This window comes from Staphylococcus simulans (assembly GCF_002994445.1).
Lineage (GTDB): Bacteria > Bacillota > Bacilli > Staphylococcales > Staphylococcaceae > Staphylococcus > Staphylococcus simulans_B.
Map to the genome: position 1 here is coordinate 29,537 of NZ_MRZJ01000013.1, position 20,134 is coordinate 49,670.

Annotated in this window: 17 protein-coding genes, 8 tRNA genes and 1 rRNA gene; all 26 read left to right on the forward strand. The window is 40.3% G+C overall.

Features of this window, described 5'->3' with window-relative positions; all coding sequences use genetic code 11:
* Window positions 1-50 precede the first annotated feature (50 nt).
* The 26 genes from pth (at window position 51) to C7N65_RS11745 (ending at window position 20,123) form a co-directional block, all read left to right on the forward strand.
* Window positions 51-623 carry an aminoacyl-tRNA hydrolase gene (gene pth, locus C7N65_RS11620; RefSeq protein ID WP_105994612.1) on the forward strand — a complete coding sequence of 191 codons (573 nt, stop codon included), beginning with the start codon at window positions 51-53 and terminating at the stop codon, window positions 621-623.
* Window positions 620-4,138, forward strand: coding sequence for a transcription-repair coupling factor (gene mfd / locus C7N65_RS11625; protein WP_105994613.1), 3,519 nt, complete (start codon window positions 620-622; stop codon window positions 4,136-4,138). The genes pth and mfd overlap by 4 nt, the downstream gene beginning before the upstream one ends.
* On the forward strand, window positions 4,128-5,666 hold the full coding sequence (locus C7N65_RS11630) for an oligosaccharide flippase family protein (RefSeq protein WP_105994614.1): 1,539 nt from the start codon (window positions 4,128-4,130) through the stop codon (window positions 5,664-5,666). Before mfd ends, C7N65_RS11630 begins: the two co-directional genes overlap by 11 nt.
* On the forward strand, window positions 5,663-6,856 hold the full coding sequence (locus tag C7N65_RS11635) for a MazG nucleotide pyrophosphohydrolase domain-containing protein (protein WP_105994615.1): 1,194 nt from the start codon (window positions 5,663-5,665) through the stop codon (window positions 6,854-6,856). The genes C7N65_RS11630 and C7N65_RS11635 overlap by 4 nt, the downstream gene beginning before the upstream one ends.
* Before the next feature lies 1 nt (window position 6,857).
* Window positions 6,858-7,124, forward strand: coding sequence for an RNA-binding S4 domain-containing protein (locus C7N65_RS11640; RefSeq protein ID WP_105994616.1), 267 nt, complete (start codon window positions 6,858-6,860; stop codon window positions 7,122-7,124).
* Between the two features lie 13 nt (window positions 7,125-7,137).
* On the forward strand, window positions 7,138-7,515 hold the full coding sequence (locus C7N65_RS11645) for a septum formation initiator family protein (protein WP_105994617.1): 378 nt from the start codon (window positions 7,138-7,140) through the stop codon (window positions 7,513-7,515).
* A gap of 134 nt (window positions 7,516-7,649) precedes the next feature.
* A complete protein-coding gene (locus C7N65_RS11650; protein WP_105994618.1) occupies window positions 7,650-8,060 on the forward strand; it encodes a S1 domain-containing RNA-binding protein in 411 nt (136 codons plus the stop codon).
* Window positions 8,061-8,196: 136 nt separating this feature from the next.
* Complete coding sequence (tilS, locus tag C7N65_RS11655) at window positions 8,197-9,477, forward strand: tRNA lysidine(34) synthetase TilS (protein WP_105994619.1); 1,281 nt, start codon at window positions 8,197-8,199, stop codon at window positions 9,475-9,477.
* A gap of 6 nt (window positions 9,478-9,483) precedes the next feature.
* Entirely contained in the window at window positions 9,484-10,026 is a 543-nt protein-coding gene (hpt, locus tag C7N65_RS11660) for a hypoxanthine phosphoribosyltransferase (protein ID WP_105994620.1), read from the forward strand.
* 117 nt (window positions 10,027-10,143) lie between these two features.
* Window positions 10,144-12,249, forward strand: a complete 2,106-nt coding sequence (gene ftsH, locus C7N65_RS11665) for an ATP-dependent zinc metalloprotease FtsH (RefSeq protein WP_105994621.1) — start codon at window positions 10,144-10,146, stop codon at window positions 12,247-12,249.
* A gap of 147 nt (window positions 12,250-12,396) precedes the next feature.
* On the forward strand, window positions 12,397-13,284 hold the full coding sequence (gene hslO, locus C7N65_RS11670; protein ID WP_105994622.1) for an Hsp33 family molecular chaperone HslO: 888 nt from the start codon (window positions 12,397-12,399) through the stop codon (window positions 13,282-13,284).
* A gap of 290 nt (window positions 13,285-13,574) precedes the next feature.
* The gene (gene cysK / locus C7N65_RS11675) at window positions 13,575-14,510 is read left to right on the forward strand and encodes a cysteine synthase A (RefSeq protein WP_105994623.1); all 936 of its coding nucleotides are present in this window, start codon (window positions 13,575-13,577) and stop codon (window positions 14,508-14,510) included.
* A 149-nt stretch (window positions 14,511-14,659) separates the two neighbouring features.
* A complete protein-coding gene (folP, locus tag C7N65_RS11680) occupies window positions 14,660-15,445 on the forward strand; it encodes a dihydropteroate synthase (RefSeq protein ID WP_105994624.1) in 786 nt (261 codons plus the stop codon).
* Complete coding sequence (gene folB / locus C7N65_RS11685) at window positions 15,442-15,813, forward strand: dihydroneopterin aldolase (RefSeq protein ID WP_105994625.1); 372 nt, start codon at window positions 15,442-15,444, stop codon at window positions 15,811-15,813. The genes folP and folB overlap by 4 nt, the downstream gene beginning before the upstream one ends.
* Window positions 15,806-16,282, forward strand: a complete 477-nt coding sequence (gene folK, locus C7N65_RS11690; protein ID WP_105994626.1) for a 2-amino-4-hydroxy-6-hydroxymethyldihydropteridine diphosphokinase — start codon at window positions 15,806-15,808, stop codon at window positions 16,280-16,282. The genes folB and folK overlap by 8 nt, the downstream gene beginning before the upstream one ends.
* A 30-nt stretch (window positions 16,283-16,312) precedes the next feature.
* Window positions 16,313-17,308, forward strand: coding sequence for a tRNA dihydrouridine synthase DusB (dusB, locus tag C7N65_RS11695; protein ID WP_105994627.1), 996 nt, complete (start codon window positions 16,313-16,315; stop codon window positions 17,306-17,308).
* Between the two features lie 12 nt (window positions 17,309-17,320).
* Window positions 17,321-18,808, forward strand: coding sequence for a lysine--tRNA ligase (gene lysS, locus C7N65_RS11700; RefSeq protein WP_105994628.1), 1,488 nt, complete (start codon window positions 17,321-17,323; stop codon window positions 18,806-18,808).
* Window positions 18,809-19,265: 457 nt separating this feature from the next.
* Window positions 19,266-19,380: ribosomal RNA gene (gene rrf, locus C7N65_RS11705) — 5S ribosomal RNA — on the forward strand.
* A gap of 10 nt (window positions 19,381-19,390) precedes the next feature.
* A tRNA-Val gene (locus C7N65_RS11710) sits at window positions 19,391-19,466 on the forward strand.
* A gap of 7 nt (window positions 19,467-19,473) precedes the next feature.
* Window positions 19,474-19,549, forward strand: a tRNA-Thr gene (locus C7N65_RS11715).
* 12 nt (window positions 19,550-19,561) lie between these two features.
* Window positions 19,562-19,634: transfer RNA gene (locus tag C7N65_RS11720), tRNA-Lys, on the forward strand.
* Window positions 19,635-19,656: 22 nt separating this feature from the next.
* Window positions 19,657-19,731: transfer RNA gene (locus C7N65_RS11725), tRNA-Gly, on the forward strand.
* A 15-nt stretch (window positions 19,732-19,746) separates the two neighbouring features.
* Window positions 19,747-19,835, forward strand: a tRNA-Leu gene (locus C7N65_RS11730).
* Window positions 19,836-19,852: 17 nt separating this feature from the next.
* Window positions 19,853-19,929, forward strand: a tRNA-Arg gene (locus tag C7N65_RS11735).
* Between the two features lie 28 nt (window positions 19,930-19,957).
* Window positions 19,958-20,031 (forward strand) — tRNA-Pro (locus C7N65_RS11740).
* 16 nt (window positions 20,032-20,047) lie between these two features.
* Window positions 20,048-20,123 (forward strand) — tRNA-Ala (locus C7N65_RS11745).
* Window positions 20,124-20,134: the final 11 nt, after the last annotated feature.

Consider the following 20,134-nt stretch of genomic DNA (forward strand, 5'->3'; position numbering starts at 1 on the left):
TGACCAATGCCAACTAAAAGATAAAAGTAAAGAGATGGAGGAAAAGAAGCATGAAATGTATTGTCGGATTAGGCAATATCGGTAAGCGATTCGAACAAACCAAGCATAATATCGGATTTGAGGTTATCGATTATTTACTGGATGCTAATCAAATCAAACTAGACAAGCAAAAGTTTCGCGGTGCTTATACGATTGAGCGCATTGCAGGGGAAAAGGTGCTTTTGATTGAACCGATGACAATGATGAATTTATCGGGTGAAGCAGTCGGCCCTTTAATGGATTATTATAATGTAGATCCAGACGATTTATTGGTCTTATATGATGATTTGGATCTACCGCAAGGCCAAGTGCGATTACGTCAAAAAGGCAGTGCCGGCGGACATAATGGAATGAAATCTATCATCCAGCATTTAGGTACAGATCAATTCAAACGTATCCGTATCGGTATAGGAAGACCGACTAACGGGATGTCAGTACCGGATTATGTATTGCAAAAATTCTCTAAGCAAGAAATGGAAACAATGAACAAAGTAATAGAACATTCTGCACGTGCTGTTGAAGATTATATCGCAAGTTCGCGTTTCGACCATGTGATGAATGAATATAATGGTGAGGCTAAGTGAAATCAATAATTACAGATTATTTAAACAAAGATAAACGATATGAAGAGTTAAATGATGTATTCGGACAAGAAAATGTATTGGTTACAGGATTAGCAGGTGCGGCTAAAGCGACGATGATGGCTGAGAAGTATTTGTCATCTCAGCGTCCTATGGTCGTTGTGACGAACAACTTGTATCAAGCTGATAAGTTAGAAGCAGATTTGCAGCAATATTTAGATGCTGAAGAGATTTATAAATATCCGCTTCAAGACATCATGACTGAAGAGTTCTCCACACAAAGTCCGCAGCTGATGAGTGAACGTGTGCGTACCCTTACTGCCTTAGCACAAGGCCAGCGAGGGTTCTTTATCATACCTTTAAACGGCTTGAAGAAACTCCAGACACCTGTCGATATATGGCAATCCCATCAAGTACATTTAAAAGTCGGCGAGGATATTGATGTCGACGACTTCTTAAACACATTGGTAGATATGGGCTACCGCAGAGAAAGCGTTGTTTCGCATATCGGCGAATTTTCAGTCCGCGGGGGTATCATTGATATCTATCCGTTAATCGGGGCACCGGTACGTATTGAATTGTTTGATACTGAAGTCGATTCGATTCGCGAATTTGATGTAGAAAGCCAACGCTCAAAAGAAAATCAAGAAGAAGCACATATTACTTCAGCGAGCGACTATATCATTACGAAAGATGTCTTAAAACGGATTCAATCAGAATTGAAAGCGGCTTATGAAACAACACGTCCTAAAATTGATAAATCTGTCCGCAATGATGTCAAAGATACGTATGAAAGCTTCTTGCAGTTTGATACGAACTTTATTGATCACCAAGTGATTCGCAGATTAGTGGCTTTCATGTACGAAACACCTGCAACGCTTGTCGATTATATCGGCAACGATGCGATTATTGTGGTAGATGAATATAATCGTGTGAAGGATACTGAAGAAACATTAACAACCGAAGTCAATGATTTTATTTCACAGCTGATTGAAAGTGGAAAAGGCTTTATCGGTCAAAAATTTATGGATGATGATGCATTTGCGCGTTTAATCAAATCACGCAAAATCACATTCTTCACACTCTTTACAGCAAGTATGCCGGTTAAACTGGATCACATTATTAAATTCTCAAGCAAACCGGTGCAGCAGTTCTACGGCCAATATGATATTATGCGTTCGGAATTCCAACGCTATATCAATAACGGTTATACCGTAGTTGTCTTGGTGGAAACAGAAACGAAGAAAGAACGCGTTAAAGCCATGATGAACGAAATGCATATTCCGATTGTCGAAGCAGGCGCAAGCGACAAAGTTCAGGGCGGCCATGCGGTAATAGTAGAAGGCAGTCTATCTGAAGGGTTCGAACTGCCGTATATGCAGCTGGCAGTTGTAACAGAGCGCGAATTATTCAAATCAAAACAGAAAAAGGCCAAAAAACGTACACCGACGATGACCAATGCTGAGCGTATTAAATCGTACCAAGATTTAAAAATCGGCGACTATGTAGTACACGTTCACCATGGTGTCGGACGTTATTTAGGTGTTGAAACACTTGAAGTCGGAGATGTGCATCGCGACTACATTAAAATTCAATACAAGGGTACAGACCAGCTGTTTGTACCTGTTGATCAAATGGATCAAGTGCAAAAATATGTAGCATCTGAAGACAAAACACCGAAATTAAACAAACTCGGCGGCACAGAATGGAAGAAAACCAAAGCGAAAGTCCAACAAAGTGTTGAAGATATCGCAGATGAATTGATTGAACTATACCGCGAGCGTGAAATGGCACAAGGCTATCAATTTGGTCCAGATACTGAGCAGCAGCATGAATTCGAAATGGACTTTCCATATGATTTAACAGCCGACCAAGCGAAGTCTATTGATGAAATCAAAGCAGACATGGAGAAAGAACGTCCGATGGACCGCTTATTATGCGGTGATGTCGGCTACGGCAAAACAGAAGTGGCATTGCGTGCAGCGTTCAAAGCGGTAATGGAAGGCAAACAAGTCGCGTTCTTAGTACCGACAACCATCCTAGCGCAGCAGCACTATGAAACATTGATAGAACGTATGCAGGATTTTCCGGTCAATATTCAATTATTGAGCCGCTTCCGTACACCAAAAGAAATCAAAGAAACGAAACAAGGTCTTAAAGACGGTACGATTGATATCGTAGTCGGTACGCATAAACTGCTCGCAAAAGATGTGCAGTATAAAGATTTAGGTCTATTAGTGGTCGATGAAGAACAACGCTTTGGTGTACGCCATAAAGAACGTATCAAAACATTGAAGACGAATGTGGATGTTTTAACGTTAACTGCGACACCTATTCCGCGTACATTGCATATGAGTATGCTTGGGGTGCGCGACTTGTCTGTTATTGAAACACCGCCGGAAAACCGTTTCCCAGTTCAAACTTATGTTTTAGAACAAAATACTAATTTCATCAAAGAAGCATTAGAGCGTGAATTGTCGCGCGGCGGACAAGCTTTCTATCTTTATAACAGAGTACAGTCTATTTATGAGAAACGCGAACAGCTTCAAATGCTGATGCCGGATGCCAATATCGGTGTTGCGCATGGCCGCATGACTGAACGCGAATTAGAAGATACAATGATCGGCTTTGTTAACGGAGAGTACGATATCTTAGTGACTACTACGATTATTGAAACAGGGGTCGATGTACCGAATGCGAATACATTGATTATTGAAGAAGCAGACCGCTTCGGTTTAAGCCAATTGTATCAATTGCGCGGACGTGTCGGCCGTTCATCACGTGTCGGTTATGCATACTTCCTGCACCCGACAAACAAAGTATTGTCTGAGACTGCAGAAGAACGTCTGCAAGCAATCAAAGAATTTACAGAACTCGGCAGCGGTTTTAAAATTGCAATGCGCGATTTGAATATCCGCGGAGCAGGCAACTTGCTGGGCAAGCAGCAGCACGGCTTTATTGATTCTGTCGGCTTCGACTTGTACTCACAAATGCTAGAAGAAGCTGTGAATGAAAAACGCGGCATCCAACAAGAAAACGACACACCTGAAATTGAAATCGAATTGAATATTGATGCATACTTGCCGACAAGTTACATTCCGAACGAACAATCTAAAATTGAAATCTATAAGAAATTGCGTCAGATTGAAACGGCAGATCAGCTGATGGATATTAAGGATGAATTATTCGATCGTTTCAACGAGTATCCGGTTGAAGTCGAACGCTTGCTGGATATTGTAGAAATCCGTATCCATGCCTTGCATGTCGGTGTCACACGTATTAAAGATACCGGAAAAGCAGTAGACATCCATCTGTCTGAAAAAGGTACAGAAGATATCAACGGTGAAGCATTATTCAAACAAACCTTGCCGCTTGGACGCGATATGAAGGTAGGCGTGTCTGAAAATGCGATGACGGTAACGCTGAATAAAAATAAAAAGGCAGGCGCGTGGTTTGACCGCTTGAAATTCTTGATGAAAGCTTTAGAAGAAAGCATGGTCATCCCAGATGAAGCGTAAATCAGCATTTAGCGGTGTCATCATTTTAACTTTAGCTTTGATTGCGGTGAAAGTTCTGAGTGCGATTTATCGTGTACCGTACCAAAACGTATTAGGCGATGCAGGACTTTATGCTTATCAGCAAGTGTATCCTTTTTTATCGCTTGCGACGATATTATCTATGAATGCGATACCGAGTGCAGTCACGCAAAATTTCGGGGCGCATGCGACAGCGAAGCGGATGAGTCATGCGATGATTTGGATTCAGGGTACATGTTTTGTGCTGTTCGTACTGATTTGTCTTGGCGCACCTGTGATTGCCCATATTATGGGTGATCAGCATTTAACACCGATGATTCGTATGGCCAGCTGCAGCTTTTTAGTTGTCGGCTGCCTAGGTGTTTTGCGCGGCAGTTTTCAAGCAAGACAGCAAATGGAATACCCGGCTTACTCTCAAGTTATCGAGCAAATTGTACGTGTAGGCATCATCTTGGTAATGATTGCGGTGTTTGCACTGTATGATTGGTCGATTTATCAAGTAGGCAAATGGTCGATTTTAGCATCTGGACTTGGTTTCTTAGCTGCAACAATCTTTTTGAGCTGGAAACGTCCGTTTGGTTTTCAATGGACATGGCGCGAAGCAACGATGCCAAAAGCGGTTTGGGGCCGTTTAGCCGCTGCGATTATAATTTTTTCGGTCAGTCACTTGATTGTGACGACATGGCAGTTGATGGATAGTTTCTCGGTTATCCGCACATTGCAGCATTACGGCTTGTCGTTTCATGAAGCAATTGTTCAAAAAGGCATTTACGATCGCGGGGCATCTTTTATCCAAATTGGTTTAATTGTAACGACAACGTTTTGTTTTGTGCTGATTCCGTTGTTAACCAATGCCTTTTCAGAACAGCGTTTTGAACGTATGAACCGCTATGCGGATGCGACGTTGAAAATCACGGTTACGATCAGTGTTGCAGCAGGTGTCGGTTTAATGAACCTATTACCGATTATGAACCGTGTCTTCTTTAAAAATGATGTTTTAACAGTAACATTAGTAATTTATATGATTACGGTGATATGTGTATCTCTGATTATGGTGAATATTGCATTGTTGGAAGTACGGGAACAATCTCGTTTGATTCTTTTTGCATTTGCGATAGGAGCAGTTATAAAATTAGGATTGAACATTCTATTGATACCTAAGATCGGTATTGTCGGTGCAAGTATCAGTACTGTAAGTTCGCTGTGTTTATTTGCCTGTGTCTTGCAGTATCGAACATTAAAGTTTTACCGTTTACGCAATATGTCGTACTTTGTATGGAAGCTTGCGGCTGCGATGTTAGCCATGACTGTTGCAGTACAAGCGGTGATGTATCTATGGCCGGCAGGCGGTCGTTTAATAGGTATGGCAGAGCTGCTGTCGGCAGCGGCTGCAGGTGTCATTGTGGTGATAGCTGCTATTGTGTATTTAAACTTATTAACGTATCGAGAGTTGCAGCATATGCCGTTCGGACATAAATTGTATCGCATAAAGAAAGGACGAAAATCATGAGTCATACCATTACAATTGCAGGTTTAGGCAACTATGGATTAGATGAGATGCCGTTAGGCATTTATAATTATTTAACAAAGCAAACACATATTTATGCACGTACACTGTCGCATCCGGTTGTCAAAGCACTGCAAGAGCAAGCCACACAATTGCAGTGGACGAGCTTTGATGAAGTATATGAAGACAACGATGCTTTCAGCAATGTCTATCAAACGATTGTTGATCAATTGATTGCTGCGGCACAAAAAGAAGATATTGTCTATGTTGTGCCCGGTCATCCGCGTGTAGCAGAAACTACAACTGCATTGCTGACGGCGTATGCACAACAACATGATGATATAAAAGTCGAAGTGTTAGGCGGCAAAAGTTTTATTGATGATGTGTTTGAAGCGGTGAAAGTTGATCCTAACGAAGGATTTACTTTATTAGACGGTACAGCATTAAGTGCGAACCAATTGAATATTCGTACACACACATTGATTACACAAGTGTTCAGTGCGATGACTGCAGGAGATTTGAAATTAACATTGATGGAACGCTATGCCGATGATTACCAAGTATACATCGTAGACGGTGCACGTAATACAGGGGCAACGGTAATCGAAACACCTTTATATGAATTGGATCATCACGATGTATTCAGTAATTTAACGAGTGTGTTCTTGCCGCGTGTTGAAGATGAGGCGCTGATGCACCGCGACTTTGATTATGCGACAGAAGTGATTGATACATTAGTGGATGATGAAAAAGGCTGTCCATGGGATAAAGTGCAGACGCATGAAACACTGAAACGTTATCTGTTAGAAGAGACTTTTGAGTTGTTTGAAGCGATTGATCATGAAGATGATTGGCATATGATAGAAGAACTTGGCGATATCTTATTGCAAGTCTTGCTGCATGCAAGTATCGGCAAAAAAGAAGGTTATATCGATATCAGTGAAGTGATTGAAAGTTTGAATGATAAAATGATTCGACGCCATCCGCATGTATTCGGAAGCGAAAATGCAGAAAATATCGATGATTTAAAAGCAATATGGTCTAATGCGAAAGCAAAAGAAGGCAAAACACCGCGTGTAAAATTTGAGAAAGTATTTGCAGACCATTTTATGGCGTTGTATGATGAAGTCAAAAATAAAGACTATGATGAGGCACAGCTGAAGGCCTTTTTACAACAGAAAGAAGGGGAATAACGTGAGATTAGACAAATATTTAAAAGTATCTCGTTTAATCAAACGCCGTACTTTAGCGAAAGAAGTCAGCGACCAAGGACGTGTGCAGGTCAACGGCAATACAGCTAAAGCAGGTACGGATGTCAAAATCGGTGATGAAATTGTCATTCGTTTCGGGCAACGTGTGATTACTATTCATGTCACTGGATTAAGCGAACATGCATCGAAAGAAAATGCGAAAGGCATGTATGAATTAGTAAAAGAAGAGCGTATTAATGAGAATGACTAAGGAGTGACGGACCATGAATAGAAAAGTAGAGCATATGGAAAACAGATATATTGAAAATGAAAACCGCAAGAAAAAGCAGCGCGAAATGAAAAAGCGCGTGGTTAAACGTCGTATTATGCTCTTTGCGGGAATTTTGCTCGCAATTATCATTGTCCTTTCTATTATGGTTATCTCTCAAACCAAAAGTAATGCAGATGATGCAAAAGAACGTAAAGCGAAAGAAGAAAAGTTCCAAAAACAACAAGATGAAGAAATTGCGTTGAAGGAACAGCTGAACAATTTGAATAACAAAGAATATATTGAGAAAGTCGCACGAGATGATTATTATTTAAGCAACGACGGAGAAGTGATATTCAAGCTTCCTGAAGATAGGAAAAAAGACAAAAAGTAAGGTCATGCGTGTGTTAAAAATGATAAAATCATAATATCTCATTGAATTAACTGATATGCCATTGTTAAATTAAGACAACAAGCATATAATAGAGTTAAGTAAAATTGAAAGAAATCGGAGGATTTATTTAGGATATGTCAATCGAAGTAGGAAGCAAGCTTAAAGGGAAAGTCACTGGTATCAAGAAATTTGGTGCGTTTGTAGAATTGCCTGAAGGGAAAAGTGGCTTAGTTCACATCAGTGAAGTTGCAGACAATTATGTTGAAAATGTAGAGGATCACTTGTCTGTTGGAGATGAAGTAGAAGTTAAGGTACTATCTGTTGCTGACGACGGCAAGATTAGTCTTTCAATTAAAAAAGCGAAAGATCGTCCAAAAAGACAACATCATAGAGGCGGCGGCCATGGTCATGGCAAACCTGCGCACAATAAACCAGAGGACTTTGAAAAGAAATTAAGCAACTTCTTAAAAGATAGCGAAGAGAAAATGACGTCTATCAAACGCCAAGCTGAATCACGCCGCGGCGGAAGAGGTTCAAGACGATAATTCAACATACAGAAGATGACTGTTTCGCGATGGAACAGTCTTCTTTTATTTTTTCGTCATTTTAAAGTTTTAATGTTTGGAACAATACACACTGTCAGCACAACAGCATTAAGCAAACCAATGAAGAGGTGCAGATATGAATATTTATACAGAAGGCTGGTCGAAAAACGACCATCTGGTCGTAGCAGTTTCCACAGGTATAGATAGTATGGTGCTGCTGCAATTATTAATAACGAAATTACAACATACATATCGGCAAGTGACCGTCTTGCATGTCAATCATGGTTTGCGTGACGCTTCAGCGGAGGAAGAAGCCTTTTTGAGCCGTTATTGCACAACACATCATATCCCGCTTCGCGTACACCATCTAGACCTTTCTGCCTTAACAGAACAAGGTAAGAGTATTCAGCATGAAGCACGACAGCAGCGTTATGCATGGTTTACAGAAGTCATCAAAGCTTTGAATGCAGATGTCTTAATGACAGCGCATCATCAAGACGATCAGCTAGAGACCATTTTTTATCGTGTGATGACCGGAAGAACAACCAGAAGCCGTCTTGGGATGGAAGCAGTTGAGCAAAGAGAAGGTTATCGTTTAGTACGTCCGCTGCTGAATGTCAGTAAAGCAGACATTCAAGTCTATCAAGCACAACACCAAGTGCCTTATTATGAAGATGCATCTAATCAAGATAATCATTATGTGCGTAATGATATCCGCAATCGTATCTTTCCGATGATTAATGAGAATCCTCAGTTGGATACAGAGCAGCTGCTGAAGCTCAAAGCGTGGCATGATGCACAATTCGATGCATTAAAACAAAACGCAGCAGCATTTCTTAAACAGCATACAGTTCAAACCGAGCATAGTATTTCTGTTGAGCGCACCGCATTTAATGCGTTGAACCATGCACAAAAAACAATTGTAATGGATGAATTGTTAGCAGGGTACACAAAAGCAGCGCCGATTTCAGAACATGCTTATGAAGCATGGTTTGCGCAAATTGAAAATTCTCAAGCACAAGCAGTAATTTATTCGTCAGATAAATGGAATATTCAAATTGTGTATGATAAATTTATAATAATGGGTTTCACAAAAGAAGCGTTATCAACACAACGGGTGCTACAACCAGGCAATTATGATTTTGGTACATATCAAATTATAGTTCATGATGAAATTGCGCATGAGGACTTCCCATTAGCAATACGAACCAGACAACCTGGAGACCGTTTTGTATTGCCCAACTTAGAAGGCCATCAGAAAGTCAATCGCTTGATGATCAACCGCAAAGTTCCGAAATACGAACGTGAGCGGTTGCCCATATTGCTGAATAAACAAGGGGAGATTATCGCAGTGGGTACATTGTACACTGCACCGAAATACGAAGGGAAATTAGAGATAATAAAAATAGGAGTGTAGCCGAAAATGAAGGACGATTTAAAAGAAGTACTAATGACAGAAGATGAGATTCAACAGATTTGTCGTGAATTAGGTGCAAAAATCACAGAGGACTATGCGGATAAAAATCTTGTTTGTATAGGTATCTTAAAAGGTTCAGCAATGTTCATGTCGGATTTAATCAAGCGTATTGATACGCATCTTTCCATTGATTTTATGGATGTATCAAGTTATCACGGCGGAACAGAATCAACAGGAGAAGTTAAAATTTTAAAAGATTTAGGCAGTTCAATCGAAAATAAAGATGTATTGATTGTCGAAGATATTCTTGAAACAGGTACAACTTTGAAATCGATTACTGAATTGTTAAAATCACGTCGTGTGAATTCGTTAGAAATCGTAACGTTATTAGATAAACCTAACCGCCGTAAAGCAGACATTGAAGCAAAATATGTCGGCCGCAAAATTCCAGATGAATTTGTGGTAGGTTATGGTTTGGATTATGCAGAGTATTATCGTAATCTTCCGTACATCGGAGCGTTGAAACCGGAAGTTTACCAAAACAAATAAACATTCGAATAACATAGATGGCTTACTTTTTCTACAAAGTTGAAATACTAGCCATTAAAAGTTATATTGTGTTACAATTTTTGTTAGTTTTATTATTGGAGTAGGAGGAAAAAACGCATGCAGAAAGCTTTTCGCAATGTGCTTGTAATCGCAATCATTGGCGTTTTTATATTCGGTTTATTTTCCTGGCTGAATGGTAACGGCAATATGCCGAAACAACTATCATATTCACAGTTCTTCGAAAAACTCGAAAAAGGCGATTTGAAATCATTAGAAATCCAGCCTGAGCAGAACGTTTATATGGTAACTGGAAAGACCAAGAACGGTGAAGATTATTCTTCAACGATGTTATATAATAACGAAAAAGACTTGCAGAAAGTCACAGATGAAGCACAAAAACAAAAAGATTTAAAATTTACAGTTAAAGAAGAAGAAAAACAAAGTGTATTTGTAAGTATTCTTTCAACGTTGATTCCAGTATTGGTTATTGCTTTATTATTCATATTCTTCCTTAGTCAAGCACAAGGCGGCGGAGGCGGCGGACGTATGATGAACTTTGGTAAATCCAAAGCGAAGATGTACGACAACCAAAAACGCCGTGTACGTTTCTCTGATGTAGCCGGTGCAGATGAGGAAAAACAAGAATTAATCGAAATTGTCGACTTCTTGAAAGATAATAAGAAATTTAAGGAAATGGGATCAAGAATCCCTAAAGGGGTACTCTTAGTGGGCCCTCCAGGTACAGGTAAAACATTGCTTGCCCGTGCTGTAGCTGGTGAAGCGGGTGTACCGTTCTTCACTATCAGCGGTTCTGACTTCGTAGAAATGTTCGTTGGTGTCGGTGCCAGCCGTGTCCGCGACTTATTCGAAAATGCGAAGAAAAACGCACCTTGTATCATCTTTATTGATGAGATTGACGCAGTGGGTCGTCAACGTGGTGCCGGTGTCGGCGGCGGTCACGATGAACGTGAGCAAACGCTGAACCAATTATTAGTTGAAATGGATGGCTTCGGCGAAAACGAAGGCATTATCATGATTGCGGCAACAAACCGTCCTGATATCCTTGATCCAGCCTTACTTCGTCCAGGTCGTTTCGACCGTCAAATTCAAGTGGGTCGTCCGGATGTTAAAGGCCGTGAAGCGATTCTTTACGTACATGCCAGAAACAAACCGCTTGATGAAACAGTAGACTTAAAAGCGATTGCGCAAAGAACACCAGGTTTCTCTGGTGCCGATTTAGAAAACTTGCTGAACGAAGCGTCATTAATTGCAGTGCGCGACGGCAAGAAGAAAATCGATATGCGAGATATTGAAGAAGCAACTGACCGTGTTATTGCAGGTCCAGCTAAGAAATCTCGTGTTATTTCTGAAAAAGAACGCAATATCGTTGCACACCACGAAGCAGGTCATACAATTATCGGTATGGTACTGGATGAAGCGGAAGTCGTACATAAAGTTACGATTGTACCGCGTGGTCAAGCAGGCGGCTATGCAATGATGCTGCCTAAGCAAGATCGTTTCTTAATGACAGAACCAGAATTGCTTGATAAGATTTGCGGATTGCTCGGTGGTCGTGTATCTGAAGATATCAACTTTAATGAAGTGTCTACAGGTGCTTCAAACGACTTCGAACGTGCAACACAAATTGCGCGCTCAATGGTAACTGAATACGGTATGAGTAAGAAACTCGGACCGATGCAGTTTACGAAGAGCGGCGGTCAAGTCTTCTTAGGTAAAGATATGCAAGGCGAACCAGAATACTCTGGTCAAATCGCATATGAAATCGATAAAGAAGTTCAACGTATCATTAAAGAACAATATGAACGTTGTAAACAAATCTTGCTTGAGCACGAAGATCAGCTTAAATTGATTGCGAAGACATTGTTAACAGAGGAAACATTGGTTCGCGAACAAATCCATTCATTATTCTACGAAGGCAAATTGCCTGAAGTGAATTATGAAGATGCAAAAGTTGTGAAACAAGGCGGCGAAGAATTCCAAGAAGGCAAATTCGGAAAATCTTACGACGAAATCCTTGATGAAGTGCGCGAAGATGACAAGAAACACCAAGCAGAAGATGCTGAATTAGATGAACAAGAAAAACGTCAAAAAGAAGAAGAAGCACATCAAGATGGATCTACTCATGCAGATGAATCATCTGAAGATGAAACAAAGCATGATAACCATGATGCTGATGATTCTGACAGACGTACTGACAAATAAGACAGTTCTATTGTCTGAAACTAAATAATGTAGTTTAAAATCTCTTTCTGCTATGATTAGGAATACGCAGAAAGAGATTTTTTAAGCTGAAATGAACATGCAGACGCAGTGAAAATAGAAATTTCAAAGGAAAAAGGAGTAGCTCAAATGACTCAAGATTATATAGTAAAGGCACTAGCATTTGATGGTGATATCCGAGCTTATGCAGCAGTCACTACGAATACAGTGCAAGAAGGACAAACAAGACATTACACATGGCCGACTGCTTCAGCGGCTTTAGGCCGTACGATGACTGCGACAGCTATGATGGGCGCAATGTTAAAAGGCGATCAGAAATTAACTGTAACAGTAGACGGACACGGACCAATCGGACGTATTGTCGCAGATGCTAATGCAAAAGGGGATATTCGTGCATATGTAACGAACCCGCAAACACACTTCCCGCTTAATGACCAGGGCAAATTGGATGTACGCCGTGCTGTAGGTACAGATGGTACCTTAACAGTAGTTAAAGATGTCGGTATGAAAGATTACTTCTCTGGATCTAGTCCGATTGTTTCAGGCGAATTAGGTGAAGACTTCACATATTATTATGCGACAAGTGAACAAGTTCCTTCATCAGTAGGACTAGGTGTATTAGTCAATCCGGATAATTCAATCAAAGCAGCAGGCGGCTTTATCATCCAAGTTATGCCGAATGCCAAAGAAGAAACAATCGAAAAAGTAGAACAGGCAATTACACACATGACACCTGTTTCTCAATTAATCGACCAAGGCTTGTCTCCTGAAGAATTGTTAATTGAAATTTTGGGAGAAGAGCATGTGAAATTCTTAGAAACAGCACCGGTAAGATTTGAATGCAACTGCAGTCATGAAAAATTCTTGAATGCGATCAAAGGGTTAGGCGAAGCGGAAATCCAAAGCATGATTGATGAAGATCACGGGGCAGAAGCAGAATGTCATTTCTGCCGTTCGAAATATCATTACAGTGAAGCGGAACTTCAAGGTTTGATTGAAGAGCTGCAAGCAAAATAAATATTTTTTAAAGCTGGGGCATAAAAGGCTCTGGCTTTTTTGCTTTTTTCAGCTGATTTTTCAAAAGGTTTCTTTTTTACAAAATAGGAAATAATTAAGAGTAGAGACAATGAACTTGTAGAATGTCATACAAGTTTGATAAAATAACAATATCCGATGAGATAGATAAGGTTTAGTAGAAATAAAATCATATATTTAAGTATCAGAATGGCGTTGTTTTTGGGGTGTAATGGATAACAAGGTTCTGGTAGCTTATTTAAATAACTTTCAAGAATAAAGGAGCGTTTTTTATGGCAAAGAAACCTGTAGATAACATTACTCAAATTATTGGGGATACACCAGTTGTTAAATTAAACAATGTTGTACCTGAAGATGCAGCTGACATTTACGTTAAGTTAGAATATCAAAACCCAGGCGGCTCAGTTAAAGACCGTATCGCATTAGCAATGGTTGAACAAGCTGAGAAAGACGGTAAAATCAAACCAGGAGACACACTTGTTGAACCTACAAGCGGCAACACAGGTATCGGTTTAGCATTCGTTGCAGCAGCAAAAGGTTATAAAGCTGTATTTACAATGCCTGAAACAATGAGTCTTGAACGTCGCAACTTATTAAAAGCTTACGGTGCAGAAGTTGTTTTAACACCGGGCTCAGAAGCGATGAAAGGCGCAATCAAAAAAGCAAAAGAATTAAAAGAAAAATACGGTTACTATGAACCGCAACAATTCGAAAACCCAGCTAACCCTCGTATTCACGAACTAACAACTGGTCCTGAACTTGTAGAACAATTCGAAGGCCGCACAATCGATGCATTCTTAGCAGGTGTAGGTACTGGCGGTACTTTATCAGGCGCAGGCAAAGTGTTAAAAGAAAAATATCCTGACATTGATATTGTAGCTATCGAACCTGAAGGCTCACCTGTATTAAGCGGCGGAGAACCAGGTCCTCATAAATTACAAGGTTTAGGTGCAGGTTTTGTTCCTGACACATTGAACACTGAAATTTATGACGAAGTAATTAAAGTAGGCAACGATATTGCGATGGAAACTGCACGCAAAGTTGCGAAAGAAGAAGGTATCTTAGCAGGTATTTCTTCTGGTGCTGCAATCCATGCTGCAATTCAAAAAGCAAAAGAATTAGGTAAAGGCAAAACAGTTGTAACTGTATTACCAAGTAATGGTGAACGTTACCTATCAACACCTTTATATTCTTTCGAAGAAAAATAATGAGATAGTATCACAACTGCCGGTTAAATTCCTCTTTGAGGAATTGCACGGCAGTTTTTTTATTGAAGGTCTTGATCGAACACTCGGGGTCGGTCATTAATCAAAAATTTGATATAATATAACACAGTTATGGTGAAAGGGAGATAGACATGGCACATACAAAAATAATGGGTATTTTAAACGTAACACCTGATTCATTTTCTGACGGCGGAAAATATAATTCTGTTGATGCGGCGGTTGAACGCGCTAAGGTTATGATGGATGAAGGGGTAGATATCATTGATATCGGTGGTGTTTCTACACGTCCAGGCCACAGCGAGGTAGAACTTGAAGATGAGTTGGAACGTGTGATTCCTGTAGTGAAAGCACTCTCTGAGCTGAATGTTCAATTGTCTGTCGATACTTTTCGCAGTGAAGTCGCAAAACAGGCATTGGAAGCTGGTGCTACGATGATTAATGATCAATGGGCAGGCTTATACGACCCTAAAATGTTTGAGACTGTGGCACAATATGATGCTGAAATTGTATTGATGCATAACGGCGATGGCAAACGAGAAACGCCGATTATGGATGAAATGCTGGTCTATTTATTAAAACAAGCGCATAGAGCTGAAACAGCTGGTATTGCGACTGATAAAATCTGGTTGGATCCAGGCATCGGTTTTGCGAAAAGCAGAGCAGAAGAACGTGAAGTAATGGAAAGATTGGACGAATTAGTTGCGACGGAATATCCAGTCTTGCTAGCGACAAGCCGCAAACGTTTCATCAAAGAAATGATGGGGGAAGATGACGGGCCAGAAGATCGAGATGAAATGACTGCAGCAACGACAGCTTATGGTGTCATGAAAGGTGTGCAAGCGGTGCGCGTACATAATGTGAAAATGAATGCCCGTATTGCGCACGGTATCGATTACTTAAAGGAGAATGAACGATGAAGGATCGTATATTTTTAAACGGTATGAGATTCTATGGTTATCATGGTGTCTTAGCAGCAGAAAATGAAATCGGACAAATCTTTGTAGTGGATGTCGAGTTGAAGACAGATTTAACAGCAGCAGGAGAATCAGATGATGTTATGGATACTGTGAATTACGCTGAAGTCTATAATGATGTTAAGTCTGTGATGGAAGGGGAACCTAAAAAATTGCTCGAACATCTCGCAGCACTTATTGCAAAACGTATAAATTCACACTATAATCGGGTATTGGAAACTAAAGTGAGAATTACGAAAGAAACACCACCTATTCCAGGCCATTATGACGGAGTGGGAATAGAGATAACAAGGGTGAATCAAAATGACTGAAGTATTTTTAGGACTCGGCAGCAATGTCGGAGATAGAGAAGCGCAATTAAAAGCAGCCATCGATTTGCTGGATGAACAGCAAGATATAGAAGTTATCAAAGTTTCCTCATTTTATGAAACAGCACCTGTCGGATATGTGGATCAACCTGACTTTTTGAATTTATGTATAAAAATAGAAACAGAACTATCACCGCATGAAGTATTAGAACGCGGTTTAGCGATAGAACAGCAATTGCATCGTGTACGCAAAGAACGTTGGGGTCCGCGTACTTTAGATATTGATATATTATTATACGGCGATGAGATTATTGAAACAAAAGATTTGAGTATTCCGCATCCGCGAATGACAGAACGTGCTTTTGTCTTGATTCCGCTGCAAGAGATTGCGCCGGACAAGGTAGAGCCGAGAACGCAGAAAAAGATTAAAGAGATAACTGTTCCAGACGAAACTGTGAAGAAATTTCATTAAATGCGAGAGATAGATTGAGAGGTAATTATTATGTGGAAGATTGGAGATGTCGAAATCGACAACAGAGTCGTGCTTGCGCCTATGGCGGGTGTGTGCAACTCTGCATTCAGACTGACGGTTAAAGAGTTCGGCGCAGGATTAGTATGTGCCGAAATGGTAAGCGACAAAGCCATTTTATTCAATAACCCGAAAACAATGAATATGTTGTATATCGATGAAAACGAGCGACCGTTATCATTGCAGATTTTCGGCGGTGAAAAGGAAAGTTTAGTTGAAGCGGCAGTTTATGTCGATCAGAATACGACAGCAGATATTATCGATATTAATATGGGCTGCCCTGTTAATAAGATTATCCGCTGCGAAGCCGGAGCAAGATGGCTGCTTGACCCTAATAAGATATATGAGATGGTTTCAGCCGTAGTAGAGAAAGTAAACAAACCTGTGACATGCAAAATGCGTATCGGCTGGGACGAAGACCATATTTATGCAGTGGAGAATGCTAAAGCAGCAGAACGTGCCGGAGCATCAGCGATTTCGCTGCATGGCCGTACACGTGTCCAAATGTATGAAGGCAAAGCAGACTGGGATATTATCAGACAAGTGAAAGAAGCGGTTAATATTCCTGTTATCGGCAACGGAGATGTCACAAGTCCGGAACTTGCTGAAAAAATGCTGGAAGAAACAGGTGTAGATGCGGTAATGATCGGCCGCGAAGCTTTAGGTAATCCTTGGATGATTTATCGTACAGTGCATTATTTAGAGACTGGCGAGCTGATGGATGAACCTACAGTGAAAGAAAAAGTAGAAATTGCTTTATTACATTTGCGCCGACTAGTAGAATTAAAAGGTGAGAAGGTTGGCGTTATGGAAATGCGCAAGCATGCATCTTGGTATCTTAAAGGTGTGAAAGGTAACGGGAAAGCGCGTAAAGCATTGAATCAAGCCAACACTGAACAAGAAATGATTGATATACTGCAGGATTTCCAAAAAGAAGCCACTGCAGCTAAAGCAACTCAAGAAGCTTAAAGGAGAGATAACATGTCAGAAGAAATGAATGACCAAATGCAGGTCCGTCGTCAAAAATTACAAGAATTAATCGATTTAGGAATTGATCCTTTCGGCCAACGCTTTGATCGTACAGCAAGTGCGGCTGAATTACATGAAAAATGGGAAGAATTCTCTAAAGATGAATTAAAAGAAAAAGAAGATGAAAGCCATGTAGCGATTGCTGGCCGTTTAATGACAAAACGCGGTAAAGGTAAAGCAGGATTTGCGCATGTGCAAGATTTATCAGGACAAATCCAAATTTATGTACGTAAAGACCAAGTCGGAGAAGAACAATTCGATATTTGGAAAATGGCTGACCTTGGCGACATTATCGGTATCGAAGGTGTTATGTTCAAAACAAACACAGGTGAATTAAGCGTAAAAGCTAAATCATTCATCTTGCTTACAAAATCATTACGTCCGTTACCGGACAAATTCCATGGTCTTCAAGATATTGAACAACGTTATCGTCAACGTTATTTAGACTTGATTACTAACCAAGAAAGTACACAAACATTTATCAACCGCAGTAAAATCATTCAAGAAATGCGTAATTACTTAAACAGCAAAGGTTTCTTAGAAGTTGAAACGCCGATGATGCATCAAATTCCTGGCGGTGCAGCAGCACGTCCATTCGTAACACATCACAATGCGTTAGATGCGACACTTTATATGCGTATAGCAATCGAATTGCACTTAAAACGTTTGATTGTCGGCGGTTTAGAAAAAGTATATGAAATCGGACGTGTATTCCGTAACGAAGGTGTGTCAACTAGACATAACCCTGAGTTCACTATGATTGAATTATACGAAGCATATGCAGACTTCCATGACATCATGGATATTACTGAGGGTACAATCCGTCATATTTCTAAAGCAGTATTAGGTACAGCAGTTGTACCTTACGGAGATTATGAAATCGACTTAGAATCTGACTGGAAACGTGTGCATATTGTAGATGCTGTTAAAGAAGCGACAGGTGTAAACTTCTATGATGTTAAATCTGACGATGAAGCACGTGCATTAGCAAAAGAACATGGTATCGAAATTACAGATCACATGACGTACGGTCATATTTTAAATGAATTCTTCGAACAAAAAGTAGAAGAAACTTTAATTCAACCTACATTCGTGTATGGTCACCCTATTGAAATTTCACCATTGGCTAAGAAAAATCCAGAAGATCCTCGTTTTACAGATCGCTTTGAATTATTCATTGTCGGACGCGAACATGCGAATGCGTTCACTGAGTTGAATGATCCAATCGATCAAAGAGAACGTTTCGAAGCACAATTAAAAGAAAAAGAACAAGGTAATGACGAAGCGCATGAGATGGATGAAGATTACATCGAAGCACTTGAATACGGTATGCCTCCAACAGGCGGACTAGGTATCGGTATCGACAGATTAGTAATGTTGTTAACAAACTCACCATCTATTCGCGACGTATTATTATTCCCATACATGCGTCAAAAATAAGATCAGCAGCGATATTAAGATGAAATTAATATTGAAATCAAGAAGCAGGCAGCCTTTTAAACAGAAGGCCGCCTGCTTTTATAATGCATTGAAAAGCGGTAATATAGAGCAATCAGATGAGAAAGAGGCAGTGAATGTAAATAACTTTAAAAAAGTTTGAAAAACCACTTGCATTATTTTGAAAACCCTGTATAATTGTTAATTGTTCTACGAAATAAAGCAACGTTTTATGAGAGATTTTGTATGATTATAAAAGAATCAAAAAAGATGATACATAAGTGTTGACAAACGATTCATAAAGTAGTAATATTAAAGGGTCGTCAAAAAGAACGCGTTACACATTTGTAAAAAAGATTTTAACTGAGTGTAAAATTGACCATTGCAAATGTTAACAAAACAAGTTAAAATAATTTAAGTGAGTTATTGAAAACCGCTTAATTAAATAAGTAATATATTGTCTGGCGACAATGGCAAAGAGGTCACACCTGTTCCCATGCCGAACACAGAAGTTAAGCTCTTTAGCGCCGATGGTAGTCGGACTTACGTTCCGCAAGAGTAGGACGTTGCCAGGCAATATAATTCGGAGAATTAGCTCAGCTGGGAGAGCATCTGCCTTACAAGCAGAGGGTCGGCGGTTCGAACCCGTCATTCTCCACCATTTAGGAGCCGGCCTAGCTCAATTGGTAGAGCAACTGACTTGTAATCAGTAGGTTGGGGGTTCAAGTCCTCTGGCCGGCACCATCTTAAAGCTATGAGCCATTAGCTCAGTTGGTAGAGCATCTGACTTTTAATCAGAGGGTCAGAGGTTCGAATCCTCTATGGCTCATCAGTTTTCCAATTTTAATAATGCAGAAGTAGTTCAGCGGTAGAATACAACCTTGCCAAGGTTGGGGTCGCGGGTTCGAATCCCGTCTTCTGCTCCATTTTATTTTTATGTTGCCGGGGTGGCGGAACTGGCAGACGCACAGGACTTAAAATCCTGCGGTAAGTGATTACCGTACCGGTTCGATTCCGGTCCTCGGCACCATATATATTATAAAAAATGCGCCCGTAGCTCAACTGGATAGAGCGTTTGACTACGGATCAAGAGGTTATGGGTTCGACTCCTATCGGGCGCGCCATTTTATATTTTTAATTACATTTTATATACGGGAAGTAGCTCAGCTTGGTAGAGCACTTGGTTTGGGACCAAGGGGTCGCAGGTTCGAATCCTGTCTTCCCGACTCTTATTTGAATAATGGGGGCTTAGCTCAGCTGGGAGAGCGCCTGCTTTGCACGCAGGAGGTCAGCGGTTCGATCCCGCTAGTCTCCACCATTAATATTTTT

Excerpts from the sequence above, each read along its gene's own strand:
- C7N65_RS11635 (WP_105994615.1), top strand. The coding sequence starts at position 5,663 with ATGAGTCATACCATTACAATTGCAGGTTTAGGCAACTATGGATTAGAT.
- C7N65_RS11630 (WP_105994614.1), top strand. The coding sequence starts at position 4,128 with ATGAAGCGTAAATCAGCATTTAGCGGTGTCATCATTTTAACTTTAGCT.
- pth (WP_105994612.1), top strand. The coding sequence starts at position 51 with ATGAAATGTATTGTCGGATTAGGCAATATCGGTAAGCGATTCGAACAA.
- folP (WP_105994624.1), top strand. The coding sequence starts at position 14,660 with ATGGCACATACAAAAATAATGGGTATTTTAAACGTAACACCTGATTCA.
- C7N65_RS11645 (WP_105994617.1), top strand. The coding sequence starts at position 7,138 with ATGAATAGAAAAGTAGAGCATATGGAAAACAGATATATTGAAAATGAA.
- lysS (WP_105994628.1), top strand. The coding sequence starts at position 17,321 with ATGTCAGAAGAAATGAATGACCAAATGCAGGTCCGTCGTCAAAAATTA.
- folB (WP_105994625.1), top strand. The coding sequence starts at position 15,442 with ATGAAGGATCGTATATTTTTAAACGGTATGAGATTCTATGGTTATCAT.
- ftsH (WP_105994621.1), top strand. The coding sequence starts at position 10,144 with ATGCAGAAAGCTTTTCGCAATGTGCTTGTAATCGCAATCATTGGCGTT.
- tilS (WP_105994619.1), top strand. The coding sequence starts at position 8,197 with ATGAATATTTATACAGAAGGCTGGTCGAAAAACGACCATCTGGTCGTA.
- dusB (WP_105994627.1), top strand. The coding sequence starts at position 16,313 with ATGTGGAAGATTGGAGATGTCGAAATCGACAACAGAGTCGTGCTTGCG.
- hslO (WP_105994622.1), top strand. The coding sequence starts at position 12,397 with ATGACTCAAGATTATATAGTAAAGGCACTAGCATTTGATGGTGATATC.
- hpt (WP_105994620.1), top strand. The coding sequence starts at position 9,484 with ATGAAGGACGATTTAAAAGAAGTACTAATGACAGAAGATGAGATTCAA.
- C7N65_RS11650 (WP_105994618.1), top strand. The coding sequence starts at position 7,650 with ATGTCAATCGAAGTAGGAAGCAAGCTTAAAGGGAAAGTCACTGGTATC.
- cysK (WP_105994623.1), top strand. The coding sequence starts at position 13,575 with ATGGCAAAGAAACCTGTAGATAACATTACTCAAATTATTGGGGATACA.
- folK (WP_105994626.1), top strand. The coding sequence starts at position 15,806 with ATGACTGAAGTATTTTTAGGACTCGGCAGCAATGTCGGAGATAGAGAA.